Here is a 20,879-nt window from a genome sequence, read left to right as displayed (position 1 = left end):
TGCATTCGGCCCCGTCCTCGATAAAGCCTCGGACCACCGGAACCGGAGACATACGCGATGACCATTCGGAACATGGAGCATGCTATTGCCCCGAAATCACTCGTCGTCGTCGGTGCGTCGAACCGGGCCGGCTCGCTGGGTAAAGTCGTATTGACCAATATCCTCGCCGCTGGCTTCGACGGCGAGATATGGCCAGTGAACCCGAAATATACCGAAGTGGGCGGTCGCCGCTGCTTCAACAGGGTCGAGGATATCGACGGCATTCCCGATTTCGCTGTTATCATGACACCGGCGGAAACCGTGCCGAAGATTATCGATGCGCTCGGAAGGAAAGGGACCCGAGCGGGGGTGGTGATCACTGCGGGGCTGAGCGAGGCCAATGGGCTGAAACAGGCTATGCTGGATGCGGCAAGGCCGTTCCTGTTTCGCGTCATAGGACCCAACACCGTCGGCATGATCGTGCCCGCTGCGAAACTGAATGCGAGTTTCGCACATCTGCCGGTCAGGGCAGGTGGCATCGCGCTGCTATCGCAGTCGGGCGCGATCGCCACGTCGCTGATCGACTGGGCTGCGGATGCCGGTGTGGGTTTCTCCCACATCGTATCGCTCGGAGACATGGCGGATGTCGACGCCGGCGATTTTCTCGACCTGCTGGCGGGAGATCCGCAATGCCAGGCGATCGTGATGTATCTCGAATCCATCCCGAATCCGCGGAAGTTCCTCTCGGCGGCGCGAGCCGCGGCGCGGTTGAAACCCGTGGTCGCCATCAAAGCCGGGCGCCATGCCGAAGCGGCAAAGGCGGCGGCCACGCATACGGGCGCTCTTTCCGGCGCCGACCGGGTCGTTGACGCCGCACTCCGCCGCGCCGGCATTTTGCGCATCGATGGCCTTGCCGAATTGTTCGATGCGGTGGGAACGATCGGGCGTTTTTCACCGCTCGAGCGCGCCCAGGTCGGCATCGTGACCAACGGGGGAGGAGCGGGCGTGCTCGCTGTCGACCGGTTGATGGATCTCGGATGCGTCCTTGCGGAGCTTGCGCCTGCGACCATCCGCATCCTCGATACGATTCTACCTGGCACCTGGTCCCGCGCCAACCCGGTCGATATCATCGGCGATGCCTCGCCGGAGCGCTACAGGACAGCTGTCGAGGCGGTTGCCGCCGATCCAGCCGTCGATGTGCTGATCGTCATGAACTGTCCAACCGGCTTGGCGTCTCCTGTCGAAGCCGCGCGCGCCATTGTCTCCACCACGTCCTCAGGCCTGATTTCGGGCAAGCCGGTGCTGACGTGCTGGTTGGGCGGCCAGGCGGCGCGCGAGGGCCGCCGTGTACTGGTCGAGGCTGGCTTGGCAAGCTTCGACACACCATCGAATGTCGCAATGGCGATGTCCTACCTCAACAACTGGTCGAACGCGCGGCGCGCACTGGCGCGCGTTCCAAGCGGCGTAAGCGGCAATGCCGTGCGGGACCGGCAGGCCGCTCTTGCGATCTTTCGCGATGTCGCAGGCGACGGCCGGTGCATGCTGACTGAGCCGGAAGCCAAGGCGGTCGTTGCTGCCTATGGTATTCCCGTGCCCAAAACCGTCGTCGTGGCGGCGAGCGAGATGGTGGAACAGGCCGCTGCGCAGCTGCTGGAACGATCGGGCAAGGTGGCGATCAAGCTCCTGTCGAAGACGCTGACCCACAAATCCGATGTCGGAGGCGTGGTGCTCGACATTGAAACCGCTGCTGCTGCGCGACTGGCCGCCGACGGGATATCCCGGAATTTGAGGCAACTCGGCCTGGAGGCGGCGATTGATGGTTTTGCCGTACAGCCGATGATCGAGCGCAAAGAGGCCCACGAGCTGATACTCGGCATCCATCGCGATCCCATCTTCGGGCCCGTGATTTTGTTCGGTGCGGGGGGCGTGTCGGTCGAAGTGGTGAACGATACGGCGATCGCGCTACCGCCGCTCGATGACCTGTTGGCAGCCGATGTGATCGACAGGACGCGCGTCGGTCGACTGTTGGCAGGTTACCGGGATCGCCCGCCAGCCGACCGTATGGCGCTCATGACATCGCTCAATGCGATCTCGCAACTGATCGTCGATTTCTCCTGCATCGTTTCGATTGACATCAATCCGCTGCTTGCCGACGACCGGGGCGTAATCGCGCTCGACGCCCGCATAGAAATCGACCCGGCTGCCGTGGAGTGTCCGACCCCCAATGCGCACTTGGCCATAAGGCCTTATCCCGCAGAATGGGAGAAAGACCTCGTTATTCAAGGCAAGGACTATCGACTTCGGCCAATCCGGCCAGCCGACGCAGCGCTCTACCCCTCGTTTCTGGAAAGGGTATCGGCGGATGATGTCCGGTTGCGTTTTCTGGCACCTCGCAAGAGCTTTCCGGATCGGATGCTGATCAGACTGACCCAGATCGACTACGAACGTGAGATGGCATTCGTCGCGCTCGATGCGAACAGCGGCGAACTGGCCGGCATCGCACGGTTATATGCAGACCCCGACCATGAAGTCGCCGAGTACGGGCTGCTCGTGCGCACTGATCTGCAGGGCCATGGTATCGGGTGGGCGCTCCTCGCCCATTTGAGGGAGTTTGCCAAAGCGGACGGCCTGAGGCGCATCGAAGGCATAGTGCTCAGCGAGAACCAGGACATGCTGAAAATGTGCCGGGAGTTCGGGTTCGCCATCGAGCGTTATAAGCAGGACTCCCGTCTGTTCCTGGTAAGTTTGGATCTGGGGCGCCCGTCCTGACCAAACCGCGCGGTCATTCTTGACGGAGATCAATGTGGACGTGTCGAGAAGGCCTAAGCTGAACGCTTCACCGATCTTCGAAAGGGACACGTGATGAGCTACAAAACCATTCTCAGCGTGACTGGAATTCATCAGTCCGACGATGATCTGCGGGCGGCGGCCGAGCTATGCTCCTCTGCCGGCGCGCATCTTTCCGCTTTGGTCGTCGCGTTGTCGGCATCACCGCCGATTGGTGAATATGCTGCCGCCGTATCGGTCGACTGGCTCGACGAGCGCAACCGCGAAATTGCGAAACTTGATAAACGGGCGGAAGATGCCAAGGCCTTCCTTGCCCAAACCGGCATATCTTTCGACGTCGACACGATCTACACGGAGATGGCGTGGTCCGACGAGGAAATCGGTGAGCGCGCCTGTTACGCCGATATCGCACTCCTTGGACCGGGCCTTAAACTGGATCCTCAACTCCGGGCGTTCGCTATCGACGGCTGCCTCTTCAAGTCTGCGCGGCCTGTTCTCCTCGTTCCAAAGAACTGCAAGCCGACGCTTTCTCCCAAGTCAATCGTGCTTGCCTGGGACTCCCGTCTGGAAGCCGCCAGGGCCGCGCGGGAGGCGATCGACATGATGAAGAACGCCGATCAGGTTCATGTGACCCTCGTTGACCCACAGGCATCTTCCGCGCGAAGCGGAGAGGAACCTGGTGCCGATGTTGCCACTTATCTTGCACGACATGGGATCAAAGTCACGGTCGACCGCATCGCGAGTGGTGGCCGACGCGTTGACCAAGTTCTCAATCAGCATGCGCTTGACGTTTCGGCTGATCTGATGGTGATGGGGGGCTATAGTCACTCTCGTCTGAGGGAACGCATCTTCGGCGGCGTCACGAAGGCGACCCTTGAGGCGCCGAGCGTTCCCGTGCTGATGATCCATTGATCCACATTTCGCCGATGCCGGGCCGGTCGCGCAACAGCACTTGGCCTGCATCGGCTGAATTCGATCAACCGCCTGCGGGCTAATTATCCTCGTCGACTGCCATCCTTCCGGTTACGTCGACTATGTCAATTCCGTAAAACAGGTGCGGCGAAGCGCTCACAATCGCTTGCGGTGTCGGCTTCAACGCTCCTGGCTCCCACCAATTTTTGTGCTGCTCGAGAATTGACCAGGCATGAACGCGCTGGTGATGCCATTGGTCGGTGTCGGGAAACTCCTGATATTTCCCGTAAATGACGACGCTTCTCCATTCGCGGCCGCTCGAGAACGCGTCGATCTCGACGCAAACGTGAGGGTTCTCGCGCATCCAGTCGATCTTCTGTCCCGGCATGGAGAAACTATAAAGGCAATTGCCGTCAAGGGCATAGTGAATCGGGACGATATAAGGCCGGTCATTTCTGGAGCAGGCCAGCCGTCCCAGACGGCCGGCGGAAACCAGGGCGATGCATTCCGGGCGCGTCATTTCTTTGACCATCATGGCATTTGGCTCCCTTTCGGCACCAGGTTTCGCAACGGGAATAATGGCACGAAGAACGTCACTTCATTTTGACACAGCTCAATGACTCCCGGCGCCAATCACCTGAGAATAACAAAACATCGCGCTCACAACGAGCCGAACCCACTCGCCAAAGGAGGAGATCGTCATGCGCGACATCAAACTGCGCCAGGATATTCTGGATGAGCTTGCATTTGAGCCAAGCATCGAGGCCCGCAACATCGGCGTCGCCGTCGAAAACGGTGTTGTTACGCTTACCGGGCATGTCGGTAGCTACGCGGAGAAAACCATGACGGAACGCGTGGTACAACGCATCAAGGGAGTGCGTGCCATCGCCCAGGATATCGAAGTCAGATTTGCTGAAGATAAAAAGACGGCGGACGACGAAATCGCCGGGCGTGCCGCGAAGATCATTGCTTGGGACGCGGCCATTCCGGACGAGAAAATTCATATCAAAGTTCAAAAGGGATGGGTGACGCTGTCGGGGCAGGTCGACTGGCATTTTCAACGGGCAGCGGCCGAAAACGCGGTGCGCAAACTCTCAGGCGTTTCGGGTGTCAGCAACATGTTGACAATCCATCCGCGCGTCGACATTGCCAGCATCAAAAATTCCATCGAAACCGCGCTCACACGGAATGCGGAGATAGAAGCAGATGGCATCACCGTAGATGTTTTAGGGGGAAAAGTGACGTTGAACGGCAGAGTAAATACCTGGCGAGAGCGCACCACAGCGGAACGTGCTGCCTGGTCGGTTCCAGGCGTCACGGCGGTCGAAGATCGGTTGGTCGTCGTCTGACCAACGGGTCGTGGCCCGGGATTTCCCTCTTGCTCACCGCAGCGCACGCATTGCATTGAGGATGACGGCGAGATCGATGATCTCCTGCAGCAATGCGCCCTGCACCGGCGGCAGGTAACCGAAAGCCGCCAGAAACATTGCGGCTAACGACAGACCGAGACCGGCAATCACACTTTGCCTCGCGATTGCAAGCGTCCGGTGCGCGATCGCGATCGCCTGTGCGAGAGGCGTAAGCTTGTCGACGAGGAGGACCACCCCGGCGGCCTCGGAGGAGGCCGCCGCACCGCGTGCCCCCATTGCCACGCCGACATCCGCAGATGCCAGGGCTGGGGCGTCATTCACGCCATCACCGACCATCATCACAGGACCGGATCGACGAGCGGCGAGAACGGTCCCCACTTTCTGCTCCGGCATAAGGTCTGCGAGAACCTGATCAATTCCCAATCCATCGCTGATGACAGACGCCACGTCGAGACGATCCCCCGTTGCAAGAATGATTTCTGTAATCCCTGCTTCCCGGAAGCGGGCAACGGCTGTGGAAGCGTCGGTTCTGACTTGATCGGCCATGACGATTATTCCGGCAACGATGCCGTCAATTGCCACTGCCACGACCATTTGGCCCGGTTTTACATCTGCGCGGAACGATCTCGGATCGCCTTCGTTGCTGTTGGCGGCAACGTAACCACTTCCTCCAATGACGACCCTTTTTCCCTCGACGAGGCCTTCCAACCCTGCCCCAGCTTCTTCTCGAACGTTGCTGGGTGACGAGAGCCGCAGCCCGCGCTTGCCGGCAGCGGCGACGAGCGCGGCCGCCATCACGTGGTTTGAAGCCTGGTCCAGCGATGCTGCGAGCCGAAGAAGTTCAGAGTCTGAAACCCAGCTAACTGCACGGATTTCCACGATTTCCGCAGAGCCGAAAGTCAATGTGCCGGTCTTGTCAAGCACAGCCACACGCACGCGGCTGAGCGCCTCTAGCACATCGCCTCCCTTTATCAATACTCCAATTCTCGCGGATCGGGAGAGACCTGAAACGAGGGCTATCGGTACGGCAAGGATCAACGGGCAGGGGGTTGCAACAACAAGGACTGCCAATGCGCGGCGAGGCTCACCGGACAGAAGCCATGCTGCGACGGACAGTCCAATCGTCAGGAGAAGAAAGACGATTGCGTAGCGATCAGCCAAACGCGCCATTGGCGCTTTGCTTTTCTGCGCAGCCTCCACCAGCCGTACAATGCCCGCATAGGTGCTCTCGGCCGCCGGGCGCAGGACCTGCATATCAAAGGCACGACCGAGTGAGGAACTGCCGCTCAGCACTTCATCAGCCGGGCGGCGCTCGACGGGAAGGGACTCACCGGTCAGGGCCGACTGATCCAGCAGGGCGGATCCCGACACGATCGTCCCATCGACGGGTATAACCTCGCCTTGTCGAATGAGAAGGCGGTCGCCAGGCACGAGTGAGGAGATAGGCACGTCCTCGAGCTGGTCGCCGCAATAGCGTATCGCACGCTGCGGGACCCGTCCGAGCAATGCCGTCATCTCTTTCGCTGCGCGGCCGGATGCAAACACTTCGAGCATTTGTCCGCCGGCATACATAAGGGCAACGACGTTTGCTGCCAGCGTCTCGCCGAACACCAGAGCGACAGTCATGGAGAGAACAGCAATCAGGTCCAGACCGAAGTCGCCGCGAAAAAGGGAGTTGCCGGCGGTCACAAGGAGCACAGCCAATATAGGAACTGTCGCGCCTCCCCAAAGGAGCCGCGATGGAAAGGGCATGCCCATGAATTGAAGCGCAAATCCACCAACAAGCCCGGTCAGCGCAACCGCGACCAAGATCGATTGCATATGATCTGATAGCCTGCTCAGGAGGGCGTAACGGCGGAAACAGAGTTGCATCGGTGCCTTTTTCGTCTCGGAGAGGCTTACGAAAAGCCAAGAACATGGCGAATGCGAATTTTCTGCACCGGGCGGCAAATCTTACCGGTTTTCAAGCTTAACCGTTAACAGCCTCTTCGCAAAGGACGCCTCGATCTTGTTGGTGCCGGCTAGATTTCCTTAGGTTTGCCATGACGGCAGCGGGTGTTGGTGATCCACGATAGCAGCTTCCAACCGCGTTCGAACCGAGTTGACGCACATCAAAGGACCCTCGCGCATGCCGGCTATATTACGAAGGGTAACTCCTTGGGCTGCCGTGCACGGCAGACTGCATCGCATGGAGCAGCAATGCATTCCAACGTTTCCAATGTTGAAGATGACGCCCCACGTCTCGGTTCCTTTGACAGCGGACTGAGCAGTCAAGACGCACATGCGAGATTGACGAGATTTGGCCGGAACGTCCTGCCCGAACCGCGGTCACCCTCTTTTTTGGCGACTTTTCTGCGACAGTTTCGCAGCCCGTTGATCTATATCCTCCTTGCGGCGGCCCTTGTGTCGCTGGCCCTGAGTGACGTGAAGGACGCCCTCTTTATTGGCGCGGTCTTGCTCATCAATGGGATTATTGGCGGCGTCCAGGAGCATTCGGCCGGGCGGGCAGCCGCGGCCCTTCGGAAATTGGAACAGCCGCATGCGACGGTCATTCGCGACGGCCAGGTCCAGGAGACCGATGCGCAACTGCTCGTGCCCGGCGACGTCGTCTTGCTTGATGCAGGCGGGCGAGTGCCTGCAGATATCAGCCTGAGGGCCGTGAATGACCTCCTTTGCGACGAATCGCTGCTAACCGGCGAGTCCGTTCCAGTCCGCAAGAAGGCTTCAGGCGGCAAGGAATTCAATGAGGGGAGGGACTGCGCCGCCTTTGCGGGCGCGCTTATCACGCGCGGTCGGGGAAGAGGCGTTGTGACCGCGACTGGAGCGGCGACGGAAATCGGCAAGATCGCCGCCGAAATCGGAAAGACATACGTCTCGCGCCCGCCTCTGATGATCCGGCTCGAAAGATTCTCGCATATGATTGCCTGCATGGTTGCCATTGCCGTGGCGCTGCTCATCGTCGTGGGGCTCGCGCGCGGGATGGCCTTGCATGATCTTTTCATGATGTCCGTCGGCTTGGCTGTCAGCGCGATCCCGGAGGGCCTGCCCGTCGCGATCTCTGTGGCACTGGCAATCAGCATGCGTCGCATGGCGAAGGCGAATGTCATCGTGCGGCGAATGCCAGCAGTCGAATCCCTCGGCTCATGTACCATGATCGCAACCGACAAGACGGGCACGCTGACCCGCAACGAGTTGACCGTGACGGATATTTTCCTGCCGGACGGCACGGAGTTGTTATGCGAGGCGGGACCCGATCTTGATGCCTGCCGCATTCATGGCCCAGGAACAACGCCCGATCAGGCGCGAGACAGGGCGCTCGCCCTACTCAAGGCTGCGTCCTTGCCGAATGAAGGCCGGCTCACCAAAGAAAGTGACGGCTGGAAGGGGGTCGGCGACACCGTCGATGTCGCTCTGCTTGCGGCGGCGCGCAAGGCAGGGATCGTGCAGAACGCAATCGAAGAAGACTATCCGCTGCTTGTTCGCATCCCCTATGAGCCGGATCTCAAATATGCTGCGTCCTTTCATCGCCGGGGAAAGAGCGTACGCATCTTCGTCAAAGGTGCAGCCGAGACCCTGATCGACATGGCCGATCGCATGGATGTTGGCGGTCGCGCCGTGCCGATAGACCGCACAATTCTGATCCGGCAGAAGGAGGAGATGGCCGCGCGTGGCCTGCGCGTCCTCGCCTTCGCAGAGGGCGAGATCGAAGATGAAATGGAAGGAGGCTACGGTCATCATCACCTTGTCGATCTCGTTTTCCTCGGTTTGGCCGGCATGCAGGATCCGCTCCGGCCGGAAGTACCGAAAGCTGTGAGCGACTGTCATGCCGCGGGAATAGAGGTGGCCATGGTGACCGGTGACGACCCCCGGACCGCAGCCGCGATTGCCTCGCAGGCAGGACTGGTCTTCGGTCCGGATCAGGTGGTAACGGGCGGGGACGTCCGAAGTGCCGAAGAGCGCGGCTCGGAGACACTTGATGAACTCACTCGGCAGGCCCGGATCTATGCACGCGTCCTGCCGGCCCAAAAACTCTCGATCGTGCTGTCGTTGGCGCGCAATGGCCATTTCGTTGCGGTCACCGGTGATGGTGTTAACGACGCGCCAGCCCTGAGACAGGCTCATGTCGGGGTGGCGATGGGGCGTAAGGGAACCGAGGTCGCCAAGGAGAGCGCCGACATCGTTATCACCGACGACAACTTCGCATCGATCGTCAGCGGCGTCCGTGAGGGACGGGTTGCCTACGCCAATATCCGCAAGGTCATCTTCATGCTGATGTCGACCGGTGCTGCTGAGGTGGTGCTGTTTCTGCTTGCCATGCCGCTCGGCTTGCCGATGCCGTTGCTGCCCGTGCAATTGCTCTGGCTCAACCTTGTGACCAACGGTATCCAGGACGTGGCGCTGGCCAATGAAAGAGCGGAGGGCGACGAGCTTTCCCACCCACCTCGCCGGCCGAGCGAACCGATCTTTGATCAAGTGATGATCCGGCGGATCTGGCAATCCACGATCGTCATGGGGCTTGGCGGTTTCGCAACCTTCTACTGGCTGCTGCAGCAGGGTTACAGCGAAGAGCAGGCGCGCAATATGCTGCTGTTGCTCATGGTACTCTTTGAAAACTTCCAGACCTTCAGCAGCCGGTCGGAACGCAAGTCTGTCTTTGCCCTCAGCATTTTTGCCAATCCCATTCTGGTCGTCAGCGTCGCCGCGGCGCAAGCGCTGCATATTTCGGCCATGTATATTCCCTGGCTGCGAGACGCCCTGCAACTGGCGCCAATATCGCCCGGGGAATGGGTCGCGCTGCTTCTGGTGGCTTCCTCGGTGCTGATCGTGATGGAATTCGACAAATGGCGCCGACGCCGCAGCCGGCATCGGCATATTGCACAATGCTCGTCGACATTTGCGAAACACCGCAGGTGAAGTGATCGTCGATAGAGTATCCCCGGAACTTTGGGCGCCCGAATTTTCCGAGAACCAGAGAATTTGCGGTTCGCCTTCGCTTGAGGCTGTGCCAATCTGCGGGCGTTGCGATTTAAGGGAGCGAGGTGTGGAACACGCGTTTTTGCGGCGGGCGCAACTGTCGCGGCCGGATGTGACCGCTGAGGATGCCCGCGTGCTTTTCGCTGCGCATTATGGCCTGTCCGGGCCGGTCTGCGAACTGGGCAGCCAGCAGGATCGCAACTATCGCATCGACACAGTCGGCGGCCGCTTCGTCCTGAAGATATGCCGGACGGACTATGCGATCGTCGAGCTCGAAGCGCAGAATGCCGCCTTGCGCCACATTGCCGGCAAACCCGGAACGCCGAGAGTGCCCAGGGTTATCGCCGCCGCCAGCGGAGCGGATATCCTGTTCGTCTCAATCCGCGGCCAGAACTATCAGATCCGCCTGCTCGACTATGTCGACGGCGAACCGCTGACGCGCCGGATCTATCTGTCGCTGGTCACCATCGCAACGCTCGGCGCGCTTGGCGGCCGGCTCGCCTTGGCGCTCTCGGATTTCACCCATCCCGGCCTTTCGAGGGACCTGCAATGGGATCTGCGTCGCGCCGAACCTGTCGTACGCCATCTTCTCTCGGCGGTCAAAGATGCGGATATGAAGACACGCATCACCCAGGCAATGGAGGGGGCGATGCGGCGTATCGAGGGATTGGCCCCGCGGCTTCGATGGCAGGCGATCCATCACGATGTGACCGACGACAATGTCGTTAGCCTGCCCGATAGAAACGGCCGGCTGATCCCGGGCGGCGTGATTGATTTCGGCGATATCATGACCGGCTGGCTCGTTGCGGATCTGGCCGTGACCTGCGCGTCTCTGCTCCACCATGCCGATGGCGATCCGTTCGTCATCCTGCCGGCAGTGAAAGCGTTTCACACGACATTCCCGCTGAACGATGCCGAATTCCAGGCGCTCTGGCCGCTGATCGTGGCGCGGGCCGCGGTCCTGGTCGCGAGCAGCGAGCAGCAACTCGCTCTTGATCCGGACAATGCTTATGTTCGCGGCAACATCGACCATGAGCGTGTGATTTTTGACGTTGCGGTCTCGGCGCCGTTTGCGTTGATGGAGACGGCGATCCTTCAAGCGGTTGGTCTGGCGAGCGAGGACGGGGCCGCCTCGATCACCGGTGACTTTCTGCTGCCCGATATCGATCGGTCCGAGGTTGCTGCCGTCGCGCTGGATACGCAAAGCCCTACCTTCGACGGCGTGGGATGGCCGGCACCCGAGCTGGAACGTAGGCTGCTCTCCCAAGCTCTCCGTGAGAATCCGATTGTAGCCAGTCGCTATGGCGAATACCGGCTGACCCGGACAACTCTGCTATCGCCGAAGCCTTCGGAAACTTTTGCGCTTTGTGTCGATCTTTTCCTGCCCGCCGGCACAACCGTCGCTGCGCCGTTTGCCGGGGCGGTCAAGCACACGGTGGACGGACTTGTCTTGGTCGGAGACGAGATTGCTCTCCATCTGGGCGGTGTTCAGCCAGGTCATCCGCAAGAGGCGACAGTTGCTTGCGGGACGCTGCTTGGCATGGTGGCCGAAGCCGCGGACGGAAAGTGCTCACTGCGCGTCCAGCTCTGCCGCGAGACGGAGATCGTCCCGCCGCTTTTCGTTTCGCCGCGACATGCGGCCGCATGGAGAGACTTGTGCCCTTCACCCGCCCCCTTGCTCGGCTTCGATTGCGATGCGCCGCTGCCGAAGAGTGCGTCGCTCCTCGATCGCCGCCAGCGCCATTTCGCCCGGCCACAGAAGAACTATTACGAAATGCCGCCACAGATCGAACGGGGCTGGCGCGAGCATATGTTCGACGTCGAGGGACGCGCTTATCTCGACATGGTCAACAACGTCACGATCCTCGGCCATGGCCATCCGCGACTGGCCGATGCCGTTCATCGGCAATGGCAGCGGCTCAACACCAATTCCCGGTTTCACTATGCCTCGGTCGCGGCATTTTCCGAGCGCCTCGCGGGGCTGGCGCCCGATGGCCTCGGCACGGTATTCCTGGTCAATAGCGGCTCGGAGGCCAACGATCTGGCGCTGCGGCTTGCCTGGGCGGCGACCGGCGCGCGCAACATGCTCTGCCTTCTCGAAGGCTATCACGGCTGGTCGGTCGCCAGCGATGCCGTCTCGACCTCAATCGCCGACAACCCACAGGCGCTGACCACCCGGCCGGACTGGGTACACCCGCTTGCGTCACCCAACACCTATCGCGGCCCTTTCCGCGGACCGGGCTCCACCGCGGGCTACGTCGCCGCAGCCGCGCGCGTCTTCGACAAGCTGGACGAAGCTGGACAAAAGCTCGCCGGCTTCATCTGCGAATGCGTCTACGGAAATGCCGGCGGTATTCCGCTGCCGCCTGGTTATCTCACGGAGATCTACGCCAAGGTGCGGGCACGAGGCGGCGTCTGCATCGCCGATGAGGTGCAGGTTGGCTATGGTCGCCTCGGTCAACACTTTTGGGGCTTCGAGGAGCAGGGCGTCGTGCCAGATATCATCACGATCGCCAAGGGAATGGGCAACGGCCATCCGCTCGGTGCCGTCATCACCACCCGCGCGATCGCCGATGCGTTGGAGAAGGAAGGCTATTTCTTCTCCTCCGCCGGCGGCAGCCCGGTCAGTTCGGTTGTCGGCATGACTGTTCTCGATATCATGCGCGACGAAGGCCTGCAGAAGAATGCCCGTATCGTCGGCGATCACCTGAAGCGCCGCCTCGAAGCTCTCGGCCAGCAGTTTCCGCTTGTCGGCGCGGTGCATGGCACGGGCCTTTATCTCGGGCTGGAGTTCGTGCGCGACCGCGAGACGCTGGCGCCTGCGACCGAAGAAACGGCTGCGATCTGCGACCGGCTGCTTGAGCTCGGCGTCATCATGCAGCCAACCGGCGATTATCTGAACGTCTTGAAGATCAAGCCGCCGCTCTGCCTGTCGCGGGAGAGCGCCGATTTCTTCGCGGACATGCTGGAACGGGTGCTTTCGGAGGGATGGTAGGCTGTGATCCCCGGTTCAATCGCGCACCCCGATCAGCTTGGCTCGCGTCTCACGTCCCTGAGCCGCTGGTCCCCGCATGACGCAGACGGCCGATGTCTTCATCCTCAACGCGCGTGCGGCCGGCGGCATGTCGGCGACGGCGCGTGACCTTGCATTGACGGGCTTGTCTGCGGCGATCTCTGGACGGGTGGCGGTCCAGATGCGTGGAAGAATGGATATGGATTGATCCGGCAAGGGAGATCGTGATCATCAAGCTGCCATCAGAGGCGCTGCCGGTCGATCCGTTGCTCGATCAAGCGATCGTCCGCATGCTGCCCAAGGTGTCCGCTGCGTGAAGTCGCGGCAACTCAACTGCAGGCTTATTCTGCCGCTGCCTCGACATTCTCTGCCGCCGACGATGCCGGCCACCGTATCAACGCTTCGGCGCCCGCTGCGGTCAGTCCGTAAATGCCGCGGTCAATGCGCTCGTACCAACCATAGACGTTGCCGCTGAGGATATTCGCCGCCGTGGGAACAATGGCCTTCAGGTCCTTCGGACGCAACGGACCGTTCTGCAAGGCAGCGGCGCAGGCAAGCGCTTGCTGGCGATAGGCCGTCATGATCGGCGCTCTCGTGCTGCCGCCAACGGCAGGGTCGCCTTTCCGGCGCTTGTGCTCGTCAACGAGGCGCGATCGCTTGCGGAGATTCTTGCGCGGCATCGGCGCGATCGGACTGACGACGACGTCAACCGTGCCATTGCCGGAAACGCTGAGCATGCCGAAACCCAGCCGGCGGCAGAGATCACGATACCGGCGGTCGCTCTCGCGGCCCTTTCCCTTCGCCGAAACCCGGGCGGCAATCCAGACTTCGTCGCTGGCCGATGCCCTGTCGATGGCCTGCAGGATGAGTTCCAGATTGAAGCTGAGCTTCAGCTCGCAGATGACGACGACCGGCGGTTCATCCGCACTTAGCCCGACGATATCGCAGCCGGCGATTTCACCCTTGACGCGGTAGCCGGCGGCCTCAAGGAAACGCTTGATCGGCAGATAGAGCGTGGTTTCCAAATCATGTCCTCAATTGTTCAGCGCCACGGTCTTTGCGCGTTTCGTGAATGAGATCAACAAAATGCGCAGTTCTGCCGGCAGATGCCGTCACCACGTGGCGGCCGGTTGGGCCACTGATCAACAGCCGGGTATGATGCGCGCGATGCCGAGCAAATCGTGGGCGCGGATGTGGTCGGACCCACCGGCGATGGCCTTGCGACAAAGCAGCACCGGTAAATGGGAATTATTCGGTATCCTGCCGCTTGTCTCGAACAGAATGGTTTCGACCACCCGAAGCTCCGGCTACGGACAGGACGACGATTTCCTCCTCGTGCCCGGCCGCTTCGAATTCGACAACATCGCCAGGGCTTGCGCCCTCTAGCGCCCGTGCGAGAGGCGATGTCCAGGCGATTGCGCCGGCCGCCGGGTCGGCCTCATCCTCGCCGACGATATGAAGCTTTTTGGCCTTGCCACCGCGTTTGATGGTGACATGGGTTCCGAACGCGACCGCCGGGGGCGTTGCGATGGGTTCGACGATCTCCATACTGGCATGGCGTGCATGCCAGTATCGCAAGTCTCGCTTGATCGTGGCCAGCGCATCGCTGTCGCCGCTTGCTTCGATCTGTTGGTTCAACGCTGCGATCGCCTGTTCGATCTGACGCGCGCCATTCGGCGTGACGAGATTGCGGGCAGCGCTGATGGGACGCCCCGGAGCGGGCGGGGAAGGGGCATCGTCGATTTCTCTCGTAAATGCTCGGCTCATGGTTTTCTCCCTCCCTAGGAACGCACCTTACGCTTTTGAGTTCGCTTTGGGGGCTTGGAAAGGGCAACGGGCAAGAAACTTCCGTGAGCCCGGACAATTTCAGCCGTTGAGCGATTTCGCCCCTCCGTTTGCTTATATCCTCTTTTTCAGCTTGGTGCGGCGATACCGGACGATGTGATCGACTTTTCCGGCAAGCACATGATCCGGTTCGCTCTCGGCCGCTTCCCTCAAGAGCCGGGTCAACCGCTTCAGTTCCTCCTCGTCGAGATGTTCGATGCCCATGAAGCGATTTTCCGCATCGCTGGTGAGGATCAGTTCGTCGAGTTTCGCTTGAACCGCCCTGCTGTCCCGGTTCTGCGAGTTTTGCAATACGAAGACCATCAGAAAGGTGATGATCGTCGTTCCCGTGTTGATGACGAGTTGCCACGTCTCTGAAAAGCCGAAAAATGGACCGGTAGCGGCCCAGACGATGATACCGGCGACGGCAATGACGAACGTTGCCGGCTTGCCGGTCAATTCTGCGACGCTTCCAGAAAATCTGGAAAAGAAGCTGGGCTTCGCGAACATGGTGTTCCTCCCTTGGGAATAAGCATGTCAGAAATTCCTGGTGGCTGCGGAAGTTCCGGTCGTTGCCGTCCATTCATCAAATAGAATCTGCAGCGTGCGCTTTATCCTATCAGGTTGCATCCGCCATTGAAGATGGACGCCTTCCGATCGTGTTGGCCGATCACGCGGAACCGCCGCTGCCGGTTCACGTCATGCCTTCGGAAGGTATCGCGGCCAAGCGCCGCGCTTTTGCCGACTTTCTGGCGGTTGGGCTGCGGAGTGTCGAGCAAGTCCAAGGGTCAGCCTCGTAAACGTGATCGCCCCATCCATTGACTTGGACAAGCTTTCGATTTACGACTGATGAAAATCAAAATTCGTCAGTCGTAAATCGAAAGTCTGTCCAGATGGATGACATCGCCGATACCATCGAAGCCACCCGGCAGGAAAACGTCACCCGAATCCTCGATTCGGCGGAGCGGCTTTTCCGGCACTATGGCTACTCCAAGACCACCGTCGCCGATATCGCGCGTGATCTCGGCATGTCGCCGGCCAATATCTACCGTTTCTTTGCCTCGAAGACTGAAATTCACCAGGCGGTGTGCGGTCGCATGCTCGCGGGCAGCTATCAGCAGGCTTACGAGATATCGCGCCTGCCGATCAGCGCCGCCGATCGTTTGCGCCGGTATCTCCATACGCAGCATCAGCTTGTTCTGACGGCCATGCTCGATCAGGAAAAAGTGCATGAGATGGTCGTCGTTGCCATCGAGCGCGACTGGCATGTCATCGAAAAGCATATCGACCGTATGCACGAGCTCGTCGAAGAGATTATCCGGCAGGGCATCCAGGCAGGCGAATTTGCCGAACAGGACGCAGCCGTTGCGTCCCGCTGCTTCGGCGCGGCGACGGTCAACCTGTGCCATCCTCAGATGGTGGCGCAATGTCTCGCCAAGAAGAACCGGGCAATGCCCGAGGAACTCATCGAATTTGTCATCAAGGCCTTGAGGTAAACGGAGCCGCCCGCCGGCTCCGTTTGCAATTGTTTCTTTATTCAGGAGTGCGAAAATGTCTTTGCTCAATCACCTTCGCACCCGGGTTGCGCCCGTCACCCTCCTTGCTGCCGCGCTGCTTACGCTCGCCGCATGCTCCGAGGAGAAGGCCGAGACCAGGGAGATCATCCGCCCGGTCAAAGTGATCGAGATCGCGCAGGCGAATGACACCCGCACGCTCAACTATGCCGGGTCGGTGCGCGCCCGCGTCGAAATGAACCTCGGCTTCCGGATCAACGGCAAGATCAGCGAGCGCCTTGTTGATATCGGTGAGAGGGTAAAGGCCGGTGATCTTCTCGCCCGTATCGACCCCGCGGATTACGAGCTTTCCGTGCGAAGCGCCGAGGCGAGCCTCGATGCGGCCGAACGGCAGGTAGAGACCACTGAGCTGGCCCGCAACCGCGCCGAACAACTCTTTGCCAAAAACGTCTCGCCAAAATCGCAGCTGGAACAGGCTGTGCTTAGCTATGACCAGGCGGTTGCCACCCGCGATTCAGCCCGGTCGGCTCTCGATCAGGCAAAGAATCAGGTCAGCTACACCGATCTGAAATCCGACCAGAACGGCATCGTCACCGCCATCAACGCCGATGTCGGCCAGGTCGTGGGCTCGGGTACGCCGGTTGTGACGGTTGCGGTCGACGGTGAAAAGGAAGTTCTGGTGGCAGTGCCGGAACTGGATATCGCCCAGTTCAAGCCGGGAAAGACCGTGACGGCCAGCTTCTGGTCCGATGCCGCCTTGACGCTGCAGGGCAGGGTCCGCGAAGTCGCAGGCAGCGCCGATCAGCAGTCGCGCACCTTCGCCGTCCGCATCAGCCTGCCGAACAACCCCAAGGTCCTGCTCGGCATGACCGCCAATATCGAAGCCTCCGCCGACAGCGCGCGTCAGCTTGTCTCTATCCCGTTGAGCGCTCTGACGAAGAAGGATGATCAGCCCATCGTCTGGACGGTCGACCGTGCTGCTGCGACCGTGCATTCCCGCCCGGTCAAGATCGCCGATTTCGTCGGCGACGGCGTGCGCATCGCCGAAGGGCTGAAGCCCGGCGATGTCGTCGTTTCCGCAGGGACGCAGTTCATGACGGAAGGACTGAAGGTGAAACTCGATGCCGCAGCCGGCCAGCAATCGGCCTTGGCCGACACTGCCACGCTGACGCGCTGAACCTGGTTTGATCGAGAACGGAACGAAGCCGATGAACACCTCCACCGATCAAAAGCAGTCCTTCAACCTCTCCCGCTGGGCGATCGAGCATCCGAGCATCGCGCGCTTCCTGTTCGGCCTGATCCTCATCACCGGCGTCCTGGGCCTGATGCGCATGGGCCAGAAGGAAGATCCGGATTTCACCTTCCGCGTCATGGTGGTGCAGGCGATCTGGCCGGGCGCCTCAATTGAGGAAATGGAAGACCAGGTCGTCAACAAGATCGAGCGCAAGCTGCAGGAAACGCCACATCTCGATTTCGTCCGCTCATACACCCGCCCTGGCAGCGCCATCATCACGCTGCAGGTCGAGGGCGACACCAATGCGGAGCAGGTTGCAGACGCCTACTACCAGGTTCGCAAGAAGGTCGGGGATATCGAAAACGAGCTGCCGCAAGGCCTGCTCGGCCCCTATTTCAACGATGAGTTCGGCGATACCTTCATCACCCTGCACTCGCTGAACGGTGATGGCTACAGCTACCCCGAGCTGAAGAAGTTCGCCATCCAGGCGCGTGACATGCTCCTGACGACCCCCGGCGTCGAAAAAGCCGTCATCATCGGCGACCAGCCGGAGAAGATCTATATCGACATCTCCTCCAAGGTGCTCGCCACGCGCGGCCTGACGCTGACCGATGTCCAGAATGCCATCAAGGGGCAGAACAATGTCGATCCGTCGGGCTCCGTCGATACCGGCAGCCGCTCCGTCCGCATCGCCGTTGACGGCGGCATGACTAAGCCATCGGATATCCGCGAACTGCGGCTGAGGGCCGGCGATCAGGTCACCCGTCTTGGCGACATCGCCACCGTCTCGTCCGGGCTCGAAGATCCCTATCAGCGCAAGTACCGCTTCAACGGCGAGGACAGCGTCCAGCTCGGCGTCGTCATGGCCAAGGGCTTCAAGGTGACCGATGTCGGTGCCACCATCGAGGAAACCTACAAACGCTTCGAATCCGCGTTGCCCTACGGCGTCAAGGTCGACCAGATTGCCAACCAGCCGGAAGTCGTGACCGAGGCGGTCAACGAGTTCATGAAAGCGCTCGGTGAAGCGCTGGTCATCGTGCTCGTCGTCTCCTTCCTGTCGATCGGCTGGCGCTCCGGCCTGGTGATCGCCATTGCCATCCCGCTCGTGCTCGCCGCCACCTTTGCCATCATGTACGAGCTCGGCATCGACCTGCAGCGCATTTCGCTCGGCGCCCTCATCATCGCGCTCGGTCTGCTCGTCGATGACGCGATGATCGTGGTCGAGATGATGGAACGCAAACTCGAGGAGGGGCTGCACAAGGTTGACGCAGCGAGTTTCGCCTATTCCTCGACAGCCTTCCCGATGCTGACCGGCACTTTAATCACCACGGCCGGCTTCATCCCCGTCGGTTTCGCGGCCTCGACCGCCGGCGAATATGTGCGCTCGCTGTTCTACGTCGTCGGGATCGCGCTGGTCGTCTCCTGGTTCGTGGCGGTCTATTTCACGCCTTGGCTCGGCCATATGATCCTCAAGCAGCGCCATCATGCCGGGGAGCACCACGACGTTTTCGATACGCGCTTCTATCGCCGCCTGCGCGCCACCGTCGGCTGGGCCGTGCGCCATCGTATCATCGTGCTTTCGCTGACACTGGTCACGTTCGCCACCAGCCTGTGGGCGTTCCAGTTCATTCCGAAGAACTTCTTCCCGCAGTCCTCGAGGCCCGAAATCCTCGTCGATCTCTGGCTGCCGGAAGGTACCAGCATCAGGCAGGTCGAGGCGCAGGCCAAGGCGCTCGAAGCGAAGATGATGGACGACGAGGACAAGAAGTTCATCGCCACCTATATCGGCGAGGGCGCGCCGCGCTTCTTCCTGCCGCTCGACCAACAGTTGCGCAATCCGAACTTCGCCCAGCTTCTCGTCATGGCCAATGACGAACCGGCCCGCGAGCGGCTGATCGTCAAGCTGCGAGGCATCCTTGCGCAGGACTTCCCGTCGATCCGCAGCAAAGTCGATCGCCTGTTCCTCGGTCCCCCGACCGGCTGGCCTGTCCAGATGCGCATCATGGGTCCGGATCGTCAGGAGGTTCGCCGGATCGCCGATCAGGTCAAGGCGAAATTTTCCGAAACCCCGCAGCTTGGCGCCATCCACGACGACTGGCTGGAACCCGTGCCGGCAATGAAGCTGGTGATCGATCAGGACCGTGCCCGGGCGCTCGGCGTCACGTCGCAGCGAATCCGCCAGATGCTGCAGGCCGCGATGGCCGGCGCACCGCTCGATGATTTCCGCGATGGCGAGGAGACCGTGTCCATCGTCGCCCGTGAGCCGGAGACGAGCCGTCACCTGCTGTCGGCGGTGGATTCGGTCTATATCCCGACGGATTTCGGCAGTTTCGTGCCCCTGTCACAGGTCGCCAAGGTCGTGCCGGTTCTCGAGCAGGGCATCGAATGGCGCCGCAACCGCCTGCCGACGATTACCGTGCGCGGCACGTTGCCGGATGGCGTGCAGCCGAACGATGTGGCGATGAAGATGTATGCCGACCTGAAGCCGCTACGCGACGGTCTTGCACCCGGCTATACGGTGGAGATCCAGGGCGGCGCCGAGGATTCCGCCGAAAGCCAGCAGTCGATCGCCGACAAGGCGCCGGTCATGCTTGCCGTCATCGTCGTGCTTTTGATGATCCAGCTGCAGCATTTCGGCAAGGCGATGCTGGTGCTCGCAACCGGTCCGCTCGGCATCATAGGTGCGGCCGCAGCGCTTCTGATCAGCGGCGCGCCTTTCGGCTTCGTCGCCATCCTCGGCGTCATCGCGCTGCTCGGCATCATCATGCGCAACTCGATCATCCTCGTCGATCAGATCGACCAGGATATTGCAGCCGGCATGGAACGATCGGAAGCAATCATCGGTTCTGCCGTGCGCCGTTTCCGACCGATCGTGCTGACGGCGATGACGGCTGTGCTGGCGCTGATCCCGATCTCGCGCGGGGTTTTCTGGGGCCCGCTCGCCTTTGCCATGATGGGCGGTATCCTCGTTGCCACGGTGCTGACCATCCTCGTGTTGCCGGCAGGCTACGCCCTGTTCTTCGGCAAGGAGCCGCGGAAAAACGTGTCCGAGCCCGAGCAGACGAGCGAGGAACTGGAGCCGGAAGCGATCTATCCGGCATCTTTGGCTGCCGAATAGGTGCTGCAAGCCGCACAGAACACCGCTGAAGAGTGCTATTCGCATTCAGCGGTGTTCAATCGATTTATGGGCCGGAGAGCCATCCGCTACGCGCATAGCGCATGGCTGCTCTGCAAAATTCTGCCTACTATTTGAGCGGAATCCGTGTATAGTC

14 protein-coding genes are annotated in these 20,879 nt (G+C 60.8%); 9 read left to right on the top strand and 5 right to left on the bottom strand.

The features are described 5' to 3' along the window. Nucleotides 1–57 precede the first annotated feature (57 nt). Both ACSQ3F_RS21175 and ACSQ3F_RS21170 read left to right on the top strand, forming a co-directional pair. The gene (locus ACSQ3F_RS21175; protein ID WP_436102246.1) at nt 58–2,748 is read left to right on the top strand and encodes a bifunctional acetate--CoA ligase family protein/GNAT family N-acetyltransferase; all 2,691 of its coding nucleotides are present in this window, start codon (nt 58–60) and stop codon (nt 2,746–2,748) included. A 93-nt stretch (nt 2,749–2,841) separates the two neighbouring features. Next, entirely contained in the window at nt 2,842–3,678 is an 837-nt protein-coding gene (locus tag ACSQ3F_RS21170) for a universal stress protein (protein ID WP_436102245.1), read from the top strand. Between the two features lie 79 nt (nt 3,679–3,757). On the opposite strand, the gene ACSQ3F_RS21165 is transcribed toward ACSQ3F_RS21170, so the two are convergent. Continuing rightward, nucleotides 3,758–4,213: a pyridoxamine 5'-phosphate oxidase family protein gene (locus tag ACSQ3F_RS21165; RefSeq protein ID WP_436102244.1), complete on the bottom strand. Its 456-nt coding sequence runs from the start codon at nt 4,211–4,213 to the stop codon at nt 3,758–3,760. A 166-nt stretch (nt 4,214–4,379) separates the two neighbouring features. Between ACSQ3F_RS21165 and ACSQ3F_RS21160 the strand changes: the two genes are divergently transcribed. Then, nucleotides 4,380–5,027 carry a BON domain-containing protein gene (locus ACSQ3F_RS21160; RefSeq protein ID WP_436102243.1) on the top strand — a complete coding sequence of 216 codons (648 nt, stop codon included), beginning with the start codon at nt 4,380–4,382 and terminating at the stop codon, nt 5,025–5,027. 33 nt (nt 5,028–5,060) lie between these two features. On the opposite strand, the gene ACSQ3F_RS21155 is transcribed toward ACSQ3F_RS21160, so the two are convergent. After that, a complete protein-coding gene (locus ACSQ3F_RS21155; RefSeq protein WP_436102242.1) occupies nt 5,061–6,869 on the bottom strand; it encodes a heavy metal translocating P-type ATPase in 1,809 nt (602 codons plus the stop codon). 378 nt (nt 6,870–7,247) lie between these two features. Here ACSQ3F_RS21155 and ACSQ3F_RS21150 point away from each other — a divergent pair, with 378 nt between their 5' ends. From ACSQ3F_RS21150 to ACSQ3F_RS21140, 3 genes are all read left to right on the top strand, one after another. After that, nucleotides 7,248–9,962, top strand: a complete 2,715-nt coding sequence (locus ACSQ3F_RS21150) for a cation-translocating P-type ATPase (RefSeq protein WP_436102241.1) — start codon at nt 7,248–7,250, stop codon at nt 9,960–9,962. A gap of 127 nt (nt 9,963–10,089) precedes the next feature. Continuing rightward, the gene (locus ACSQ3F_RS21145) at nt 10,090–13,017 is read left to right on the top strand and encodes an aminotransferase (RefSeq protein ID WP_436102240.1); all 2,928 of its coding nucleotides are present in this window, start codon (nt 10,090–10,092) and stop codon (nt 13,015–13,017) included. Nucleotides 13,018–13,093: 76 nt separating this feature from the next. Beyond that, complete coding sequence (locus ACSQ3F_RS21140; RefSeq protein WP_436102239.1) at nt 13,094–13,243, top strand: hypothetical protein; 150 nt, start codon at nt 13,094–13,096, stop codon at nt 13,241–13,243. Between the two features lie 133 nt (nt 13,244–13,376). Here ACSQ3F_RS21140 and ACSQ3F_RS21135 read toward each other — a convergent pair whose 3' ends face one another. The 3 genes from ACSQ3F_RS21135 to ACSQ3F_RS21125 form a co-directional block, all read right to left on the bottom strand. Then, nucleotides 13,377–14,060, bottom strand: a complete 684-nt coding sequence (locus ACSQ3F_RS21135; RefSeq protein WP_436102238.1) for a DUF2161 domain-containing phosphodiesterase — start codon at nt 14,058–14,060, stop codon at nt 13,377–13,379. A 223-nt stretch (nt 14,061–14,283) separates the two neighbouring features. Then, complete coding sequence (locus ACSQ3F_RS21130; protein ID WP_436102237.1) at nt 14,284–14,802, bottom strand: GreA/GreB family elongation factor; 519 nt, start codon at nt 14,800–14,802, stop codon at nt 14,284–14,286. Between the two features lie 132 nt (nt 14,803–14,934). Continuing rightward, nucleotides 14,935–15,369 (bottom strand): low affinity iron permease family protein, encoded by a 435-nt coding sequence (locus tag ACSQ3F_RS21125; protein WP_436102236.1) that lies wholly within the window; start codon nt 15,367–15,369, stop codon nt 14,935–14,937. A 383-nt stretch (nt 15,370–15,752) separates the two neighbouring features. On the opposite strand from ACSQ3F_RS21125, the gene ACSQ3F_RS21120 reads away from it, so the two are divergent. The 3 genes from ACSQ3F_RS21120 to ACSQ3F_RS21110 are packed head-to-tail and all read left to right on the top strand — an operon-like array spanning nt 15,753 to nt 20,725. Then, the gene (locus tag ACSQ3F_RS21120) at nt 15,753–16,355 is read left to right on the top strand and encodes a TetR family transcriptional regulator (RefSeq protein WP_436102235.1); all 603 of its coding nucleotides are present in this window, start codon (nt 15,753–15,755) and stop codon (nt 16,353–16,355) included. 55 nt (nt 16,356–16,410) lie between these two features. After that, nucleotides 16,411–17,550 (top strand): efflux RND transporter periplasmic adaptor subunit, encoded by a 1,140-nt coding sequence (locus ACSQ3F_RS21115; RefSeq protein WP_436102234.1) that lies wholly within the window; start codon nt 16,411–16,413, stop codon nt 17,548–17,550. Nucleotides 17,551–17,581: 31 nt separating this feature from the next. Then, entirely contained in the window at nt 17,582–20,725 is a 3,144-nt protein-coding gene (locus ACSQ3F_RS21110) for an efflux RND transporter permease subunit (RefSeq protein WP_436102233.1), read from the top strand. Nucleotides 20,726–20,879 lie beyond the last annotated feature (154 nt).

Source organism: Pararhizobium sp. LjRoot238, assembly GCF_964252955.1.
Lineage (GTDB): Bacteria > Pseudomonadota > Alphaproteobacteria > Rhizobiales > Rhizobiaceae > Pararhizobium.
Note: the sequence above shows the minus strand (reverse complement) of the source record. Positions and strands in the feature narration are given on the sequence as shown.

Bases quoted from the DNA above. Each gene is read 5' to 3' on its own strand.
- ACSQ3F_RS21175 (WP_436102246.1), top strand. From the start codon at position 58: ATGACCATTCGGAACATGGAGCATGCTATTGCCCCGAAATCACTCGTC.
- ACSQ3F_RS21170 (WP_436102245.1), top strand. From the start codon at position 2,842: ATGAGCTACAAAACCATTCTCAGCGTGACTGGAATTCATCAGTCCGAC.
- ACSQ3F_RS21165 (WP_436102244.1), bottom strand. From the start codon at position 4,213: ATGATGGTCAAAGAAATGACGCGCCCGGAATGCATCGCCCTGGTTTCC.
- ACSQ3F_RS21160 (WP_436102243.1), top strand. From the start codon at position 4,380: ATGCGCGACATCAAACTGCGCCAGGATATTCTGGATGAGCTTGCATTT.
- ACSQ3F_RS21155 (WP_436102242.1), bottom strand. From the start codon at position 6,869: ATGCAATCGATCTTGGTCGCGGTTGCGCTGACCGGGCTTGTTGGTGGA.
- ACSQ3F_RS21150 (WP_436102241.1), top strand. From the start codon at position 7,248: ATGCATTCCAACGTTTCCAATGTTGAAGATGACGCCCCACGTCTCGGT.
- ACSQ3F_RS21140 (WP_436102239.1), top strand. From the start codon at position 13,094: ATGACGCAGACGGCCGATGTCTTCATCCTCAACGCGCGTGCGGCCGGC.
- ACSQ3F_RS21130 (WP_436102237.1), bottom strand. From the start codon at position 14,802: ATGAGCCGAGCATTTACGAGAGAAATCGACGATGCCCCTTCCCCGCCC.
- ACSQ3F_RS21125 (WP_436102236.1), bottom strand. From the start codon at position 15,369: ATGTTCGCGAAGCCCAGCTTCTTTTCCAGATTTTCTGGAAGCGTCGCA.
- ACSQ3F_RS21120 (WP_436102235.1), top strand. From the start codon at position 15,753: ATGGATGACATCGCCGATACCATCGAAGCCACCCGGCAGGAAAACGTC.
- ACSQ3F_RS21115 (WP_436102234.1), top strand. From the start codon at position 16,411: ATGTCTTTGCTCAATCACCTTCGCACCCGGGTTGCGCCCGTCACCCTC.
- ACSQ3F_RS21110 (WP_436102233.1), top strand. From the start codon at position 17,582: ATGAACACCTCCACCGATCAAAAGCAGTCCTTCAACCTCTCCCGCTGG.